Source organism: Peribacillus sp. SIMBA_075 (assembly GCF_046534585.1).
Map to the genome: position 1 here is coordinate 1 of NZ_JAWRYN010001381.1, position 244 is coordinate 244.

The window sequence follows — 244 nt, forward strand, 5'->3', positions numbered from 1 at the left end:
CTCTGCCGAGGGGAAAGCTAGAAACATTGCCCAGTTCGCTTACAAAATTGTCTTCCCTTCACAGTACGTGTATGAAAAATTCCGTACAATCACCCAATTAGATCATCAAAAATGTCACATCCTCCCTCAAGGCTTGTTTAACCACAATCCTTATAAGAACAATATTGCAAAAGCTAGAAGCGAATTACGAAAAAAACACAACCTGCCTCTAGATAGCAAAATCATTTTAGGAGTAGGTTTCGCT

1 pseudogene is annotated in these 244 nt (G+C 39.3%); it reads left to right on the forward strand.

What is annotated here, in order from left to right:
* Positions 1-244 (forward strand): annotated as a pseudogene (locus SB775_RS32865) (glycosyltransferase); the annotation flags it as partial.